Annotated in this window: 8 protein-coding genes; 5 read left to right on the top strand and 3 right to left on the bottom strand. The window is 46.8% G+C overall.

Going from position 1 to position 6,352, the window contains the following annotated elements; translation table 11 throughout:
• Nucleotides 1-213: hypothetical protein (locus HMPREF3179_RS12395; RefSeq protein ID WP_210398755.1), on the bottom strand; the 213-nt coding region annotated here is incomplete at its 3' end.
• On the opposite strand from HMPREF3179_RS12395, the gene recA reads away from it, so the two are divergent.
• Together recA and recX are read left to right on the top strand one after the other, a co-directional pair.
• Nucleotides 212-1,288, top strand: coding sequence for a recombinase RecA (recA, locus tag HMPREF3179_RS05425; RefSeq protein WP_018026155.1), 1,077 nt, complete (start codon nucleotides 212-214; stop codon nucleotides 1,286-1,288). The two genes, HMPREF3179_RS12395 and recA, sit on opposite strands and share 2 nt — an antisense overlap.
• Before the next feature lie 9 nt (nucleotides 1,289-1,297).
• On the top strand, nucleotides 1,298-1,915 hold the full coding sequence (gene recX, locus HMPREF3179_RS05420; protein ID WP_018026154.1) for a recombination regulator RecX: 618 nt from the start codon (nucleotides 1,298-1,300) through the stop codon (nucleotides 1,913-1,915).
• 137 nt (nucleotides 1,916-2,052) lie between these two features.
• Here recX and argH read toward each other — a convergent pair whose 3' ends face one another.
• Nucleotides 2,053-3,474 carry an argininosuccinate lyase gene (argH, locus tag HMPREF3179_RS05415; RefSeq protein WP_018026153.1) on the bottom strand — a complete coding sequence of 474 codons (1,422 nt, stop codon included), beginning with the start codon at nucleotides 3,472-3,474 and terminating at the stop codon, nucleotides 2,053-2,055.
• A 147-nt stretch (nucleotides 3,475-3,621) separates the two neighbouring features.
• On the opposite strand from argH, the gene HMPREF3179_RS12580 reads away from it, so the two are divergent.
• The 3 genes from HMPREF3179_RS12580 (at nucleotide 3,622) to HMPREF3179_RS05405 (ending at nucleotide 5,748) form a co-directional block, all read left to right on the top strand.
• Complete coding sequence (locus HMPREF3179_RS12580) at nucleotides 3,622-3,750, top strand: hypothetical protein (RefSeq protein ID WP_256388747.1); 129 nt, start codon at nucleotides 3,622-3,624, stop codon at nucleotides 3,748-3,750.
• Nucleotides 3,751-5,307 carry an NAD+ synthase gene (locus tag HMPREF3179_RS05410; protein WP_246824382.1) on the top strand — a complete coding sequence of 519 codons (1,557 nt, stop codon included), beginning with the start codon at nucleotides 3,751-3,753 and terminating at the stop codon, nucleotides 5,305-5,307. It abuts the gene before it with no gap.
• A 102-nt stretch (nucleotides 5,308-5,409) separates the two neighbouring features.
• Nucleotides 5,410-5,748, top strand: a complete 339-nt coding sequence (locus tag HMPREF3179_RS05405; protein WP_018026151.1) for a P-II family nitrogen regulator — start codon at nucleotides 5,410-5,412, stop codon at nucleotides 5,746-5,748.
• 6 nt (nucleotides 5,749-5,754) lie between these two features.
• On the opposite strand, the gene HMPREF3179_RS05400 is transcribed toward HMPREF3179_RS05405, so the two are convergent.
• Nucleotides 5,755-6,333: a chorismate--pyruvate lyase family protein gene (locus HMPREF3179_RS05400; RefSeq protein WP_036558385.1), complete on the bottom strand. Its 579-nt coding sequence runs from the start codon at nucleotides 6,331-6,333 to the stop codon at nucleotides 5,755-5,757.
• Nucleotides 6,334-6,352: the final 19 nt, after the last annotated feature.

Raw genomic sequence — 6,352 nt, 5'->3', positions numbered from 1 at the left:
TGAGACGAAATAGTTTGAGATTTTTGAACCACATATTTTTGCCAAAAAGCTAAGTGTAGCACTTAATACTAAGTCGTAAGAAAAACACAAGGGGTGGATAAAATTAGCAATACTGTGCAAATATACAGTATAATTAATGGCATAATGATTGCACCGTAGCAGAGCAAGTACCGCTACATCAGCACCATAATTTAATTTTAAGGAAAATTGCATGAGTAAAAAAGCAACTAGTGTGGCTAATGACGAGCGTTCAAAAGCCTTGGCAGCAGCCTTATCCCAGATTGAAAAGCAATTTGGTAAGGGATCCGTGATGCGCTACGGGGATAATGAGGTCCAGCACGATATTCAGGTTGTGTCTACCGGTTCCTTAGGCTTGGATATTGCTTTAGGTGTCGGCGGGCTGCCGCGTGGTCGTGTGATCGAGATCTATGGTCCGGAGTCATCAGGTAAGACCACCTTAACCTTACAGGTGATTGCTGAGATGCAAAAGATCGGCGGTACGTGTGCTTTTATTGATGCTGAGCATGCCTTGGACGTGCAGTATGCGGCTCGCTTAGGGATTAATCTTGAGGATCTCTTGATTTCTCAGCCAGATACAGGTGAGCAGGCGCTTGAGATTACTGATGCCTTAGTGCGTTCTGGTTCAGTGGATTTGATCGTGATTGACTCGGTTGCCGCTTTAACGCCACGTGCTGAGATTGAGGGTGATATGGGTGATAATCTACCCGGTCTGCAGGCACGTTTGATGAGTCAAGCGCTACGCAAATTAACTGCCTCCATCAAGCGCACCAATTGCATGGTGATCTTTATTAATCAGATTCGTATGAAGATCGGTGTGATGTTCGGTAGTCCTGAAACCACCACTGGGGGTAATGCACTGAAGTTCTATTCTTCGGTACGTCTGGATATCCGCCGCATTGGTTCAATTAAACGTGGTGACGAAACCATTGGTAATGAGACTCGTGTTAAGGTGGTCAAAAATAAAGTCGCCCCTCCGTTTAAGCAAACCGAGTTTGATATTATGTACGGTACCGGCATTTCACGTGAGGGTGAGATTATTGACCTAGGAGTGAAAGCAGGGATTGTGGATAAAGCCGGTGCCTGGTATAGCTATGAAGGCACCCGTATCGGCCAGGGTAAGGACAATGTGCGTGAGTATTTACGAGAAAATCCTGCCATGGCAATGGAGATTGAGAATAAGATCCGCGAGGACTTAGGCATTATCCAACGTGCCATGTCGACCGATCCGGTTGAGGGTGCAGACGCCGAATCGCCTGAGGAAATCTGAGTCAATTAGATGAGTTCGCACGATAGTCACGATCCCGGAGATTACAGCTCCCTTTCCGAGGAGCTGTTGCTTAAGTCTTCAGCCGCTAAGTCCAAGCAATCGCAGCTCAGTTTATTAGCACGAGCCATTGCGTTTTTATCACGTCGTGAGCATTCTGAAGCAGAGCTGCGGCAAAAGTTGCAGCGCTATACGGACGATTTGGATGAGATAGATGCGGTGCTGGCCCGTCTACAGCGGGAAAACTGGCAGTCTGACGAGCGCTTTGTAGAGAGTTTTGTGCAGAGTCGAGAGCAGCGTTGGGGTAATCAAAAAATTCTACAAACCCTATCGCAGCACAAGCTTGATAGCGACACATTAGCCGAACTTCGGGACGATCTCAAAGATACGGAGTATCAACGAGCTCGGGAGCTTTGGTTAAAGCGCTTTGGTGCGAAGTACGGATTAGATCCCTATGATCCAGAGAGCGAGGTAGATGAGGCACTGTTGCAGCAATTCAAGCAGCAGAGTCCTGAAGCGCAGGCCAAGGAAAGGGCCAAGCAGATGCGTTTTCTGGCCTCCCGAGGCTTTACTGCGGATGTGGTCTATCGGGTAGTTAATTCACTCGGTGCACCTGAGGATGATGAGTGATGTGTGGTTTATCAACAATTGCCGGCACGCTGTCCAATCCATGCTAACAAAGTAAAGGCACACACGATAACAGCCTAGGAGCTCAACAAAAAAGCTAAGGATGTATATACACCCTTAGCTTTTTTTCAGGCTATCAACTACTTTTCTGCCAAAATTCGCTCAGCCTCGGCTTTAACACGCTCGGGGGCGGTGCCACCAAGGTGGTTGCGAGCAGCAACCGAGCCCTCAAGGGTTAAGACCTCAAACACATCCTCTTCAATGCGATTGTCAAAAGCTTTAAGTTGCGCTAAATCCAGTTCGGCCAAATCACAACTAAGCTCTTCACATTTGCGTACTGCTAAGGCAACCGCCTCATGCGCATCACGGAAAGGCAGGCCTTTTTTGACTAGGTAATCCGCTAAGTCTGTGGCTGTTGAAAAGCCTTGCAGTGCGGCATCCCGCATATTATCCGCATTAACTGTTATACCGTCTACCATATCTACAAAAATGGTTAAGGTATCCCGTAAGGTGTCAGCGGTATCGAACAAACCCTCTTTATCCTCTTGGTTGTCTTTGTTATAAGCCAGTGGTTGAGACTTCATCAGCGTAAGTAGGGCGATTAAATGACCATTAACACGACCAGTTTTACCGCGCGCTAGTTCCGGTACATCAGGGTTTTTCTTTTGCGGCATAATGGAGCTGCCAGTACAAAAGCGATCAGCGAGTCTAATAAAGCCAAAACGTGGGCTCATCCAGAGAATTAACTCCTCAGAAAAGCGTGAGATATGTGTCATCACTAAGCTGGCAGCGGCACAGAACTCAATGGCAAAGTCCCTATCTGACACCGCATCTAAAGAATTACGACAGACCGCCTCAAAACCCAGACGCTCAGCGCTACGCTCACGATCAATAGGATAGGAGGTGCCGGCTAAAGCAGCAGCGCCCAGAGGAGAGCGATTAACACGGCGACGGCAGTCAGCTAAACGCTCTGCATCACGTTGGAACATCTCTGCATAGGCCAGCAAGTGATGACCGAAGGTCACTGGCTGCGCAACTTGCAAATGTGTAAAGCCTGGCATTATCGTCGCATGCTGCGCTAGGGCAACGCGCGCTAAGGCTTGACGTAACTGCTTGAGTAATTCAAGTAAGCGGTCAATCTCAGCGCGTAACCAGAGGCGCATATCCGTCGCTACTTGGTCATTACGTGAGCGACCGGTATGTAGGCGCTTGCCAGCATCGCCGATAAGCTCCACCAAACGCTTTTCAATATTCAAGTGCACATCTTCAAGATCAAGCGACCAATCAAAATCACCCGCCTCGATCTCTTGAAGAATCGTAGCCATGCCTTGTTCAATCTGGGCTAAATCATCCTTGCTGATAACGCCCACATGGGCCAACATCTCAGCATGCGCAAGCGAACCTTGAATATCAAAAGGGGCCAGGCGTTTATCAAAATCCACTGATGCAGTGTAACGCTTAACTAGCTCAGAAACCGGCTCGCTAAAACGAGCTGACCAAGCCTTGGCTTTATTGTCAAATTGATTGTGAGTGTTGTTATCCGGGGTAGTAGAATCAGTCATTTGATTGAAAATATCTGTAAAATATAGAACAGCGCCTAGCAAAAAGCAGGTGGCGCAATGTAATGAATTATTTTGCTAATCTAATCTTTAATTATAAAGGCTTTGTACGCCGCCTGATGCAAAGCGTATTTTATTTGTGAAAATGTTATGACTGAGCGCCCTTTAACAATTGCCGTTGCCCAAGCCCGTTTCGCTGTTGCCGATTTTCAGGCAAATATTCAAAAAATTGTTGCCATTGCCAAAGCAGCGCGGTCGCAGTCGGTGGATTTATTGTGATTGCCGGCTTTAGCCCTTTGTGGCGTGGGTTTACAGGATCTGGTTAGCCGCCAAGCTTTTTTAGTTGAGCAACAACAGGCGCTCCAACGTTTAGCGCAAGAATTGGCTCAATGTAAGGGTTTATATGTGGTCGTGGGCCACTTAAGTCCACATGAAGGGCAGTTATTTAATAGCGCTTCCGTGTTGTTTAATGGTGAAGTTAAGCAGACACATCATCAATTATCGGCAAAAAGTAATCAGCGCTTGGGGGATACCTTTGATTTAGATGAGGGCATTGATTTAGCGTCACCAAGCTTGGATATTAAGGGGCATCATTTTGCCACTGCCATTGGTGATGAGATTTGGCGCACTGGATTTACTGAGCGCATGACTGAGCAGGGCGTTAAAAGTATCTTGCTGCTAGATGCTACACCGTATCATGTGGGTCGTATCCGTGAGTATCAAAAGCGTCTAAGCGATCAATTGGCTGAGCAGCCAGTCAATCTCTTTTATACCAACCAGGTGGGTGGGCATGATGAGCTAATTTATGAGGGGCATGCCTTTTTACTAAATCATGAGCAAGAATTGCAGCTTGAATTAGACCACTTTGTAGAGGCAATGGCCATCTTTCAACTGGATCAACGCGAGCGTTGGTCTTTTGTCCAGGCCCATGCGCTTAGCCCTGAGTCACATGCCCAGGCGCTACCAGAGACGCTTCTATATCAAAGCACAGAAGCGACGGAGGCTGAAATTTGGCGCGCCTTAGTGTTATCGACCCGTGATTTTTTAAGGGATAGTGGCATGTCTAAGGCGACTTTAGGTTTATCCGGTGGGATGGATTCTGCCTTAGTGCTAGCGGTACTTTATGATGCCATTGGTGCAGACAATATCACTGCCGTGATGCTCTCATCCAAATATACTTCGCAATTATCCTTGGACTTAGCAGAGGATATGGCTGATCGCTTAGCTGTGCGCTATCACCAAATCAGTATTGAACCCATGTTTGATGCCTATATGGCGGGCTTAGCGCCTGTATTCGGGGACCTACCGGCAGATACCACGGAGGAAAATCTACAAGCCAGAATTCGCGGCGTGATTTTAATGGCCTTATCCAATAAACTCGGGGGCATGGTGATTTGCAGTGGTAATAAATCCGAAGCAGCCACGGGTTACAGCACCCTCTACGGCGATACCGTGGGAGGTTTTGCGATTCTTAAAGATGTGCCTAAGACTTTAGTTTATCGCTTGGCGCATTGGCGTAATCTGCAGCAAGAGATTATTCCGCCAGGCATAATCAGTCGAGCGCCCTCGGCGGAGTTGGCCGAAGGGCAGGTGGATCAAGATAGTTTGCCGCCTTACGAGGTGCTAGATGAGATTTTGTATCGCTTGATTGAGCTTAAGCAAAGTAGTGAAGCGATCGTGCAAGCGGGTTTTGATGAGACCACCGTGCAGAGAATTAGCCGTTTATTAAAGTTTAATGAGTATAAAAGACGTCAAACAGCGCCAGGTCCCCGCATCAGCGAGGGCGCTTTTGGTTTGGATTGGCGCTATCCACTTGCTCATGGCTTTAAATACTAAAAACAACAGTTAAGAGCGGCTGAGTAGCTGTAAAGTTTGATTAAATGAAGGATAATAGCGAAAGTCTTATTGAAAAGAACAATTTATTTTAAGGTATAACTAATGAAACAAATTACCGCAATCATTAAGCCTTTTAAATTAGATGAGGTGCGTGAGGAGTTATCTGAAATTGGTGTTAACGGTTTAACCGTCACCGAGGTCAGAGGTTTTGGTAGACAGCGAGGTCATACCGAGCTGTATCGCGGTGCCGAGTATGTGGTGGATTTTTTGCCCAAGGTAAGAATTGATGTGGTGGTGACCAAGGATCAGGTTGATGCGTGTATTGAGGCTATTATCAAGGCGGCACGTACCGGCAAAATCGGCGACGGTAAGATTTTTGTGACCAACGTTGAAAAAGTAATTCGTATCCGCACTGGCGAGCAAGACGCCTTGGCTATTTGATGAGCACTAGAAGTTGATCTGCTGCGTTTTTGCGTGCTTTGCTAGCGCTTGCCAAAAGCCCGGCAAAAAGACTTCATTAACCATCAGCCCCATATCATTTTGGAAAAATGTCGAACGTCTAGCAAGAAACTCACCTTGAGGAAGCTTGAGGTAGTGCCTAAGGGATTGGCTGAGCGAGAGGGGGGGAGTGAGTTTAGTTGTTTCAAAACGACTGCGGCTAATCGCTGGATCATTGTATAAAATATCTGCCAATGGTCGCGTATTAAGTGCTCGGATGCCTTTCCAGATAGTCTTTGAAGCTTCTAAGCTGGTAAGACTGCGAGCATAGACAGCCTGCTGGGCATTGATGCTCATGACGATTTCGCGTACCCAAACGATGTCATTTAGTTTTAAGTTTAGCTCAGACGCTTCATCCTCTTTAACATAGGCAATATACTCATTTAGGACCTCGATAGAAAAGTCACCTACTTGGCGTAAGCCGCTAGTGAGTGCGCCCGGACGTGTTAACCAGTATTTTTCTACCTCACTGAATGAGGGTTCGACTTCGCTACGCCAAGAATTTTGTGCTAGGTGTGTATCAGTCATTATTACAATTTATTAATAC

The organism is Oligella sp. HMSC09E12 (genome assembly GCF_001808505.1).
GTDB classification, from domain to species: Bacteria; Pseudomonadota; Gammaproteobacteria; order Burkholderiales; family Burkholderiaceae_B; genus Oligella; species Oligella urethralis.
Note: the sequence above shows the minus strand (reverse complement) of the source record. Positions and strands in the feature narration are given on the sequence as shown.

Coding starts and splice junctions, on each gene's coding strand:
- HMPREF3179_RS05405 (WP_018026151.1), top strand. CDS start 5,410: ATGAAACAAATTACCGCAATCATTAAGCCTTTTAAATTAGATGAGGTG.
- HMPREF3179_RS05400 (WP_036558385.1), bottom strand. CDS start 6,333: ATGACTGATACACACCTAGCACAAAATTCTTGGCGTAGCGAAGTCGAA.
- recX (WP_018026154.1), top strand. CDS start 1,298: ATGAGTTCGCACGATAGTCACGATCCCGGAGATTACAGCTCCCTTTCC.
- HMPREF3179_RS12580 (WP_256388747.1), top strand. CDS start 3,622: ATGACTGAGCGCCCTTTAACAATTGCCGTTGCCCAAGCCCGTTTCGCT.
- argH (WP_018026153.1), bottom strand. CDS start 3,474: ATGACTGATTCTACTACCCCGGATAACAACACTCACAATCAATTTGAC.
- recA (WP_018026155.1), top strand. CDS start 212: ATGAGTAAAAAAGCAACTAGTGTGGCTAATGACGAGCGTTCAAAAGCC.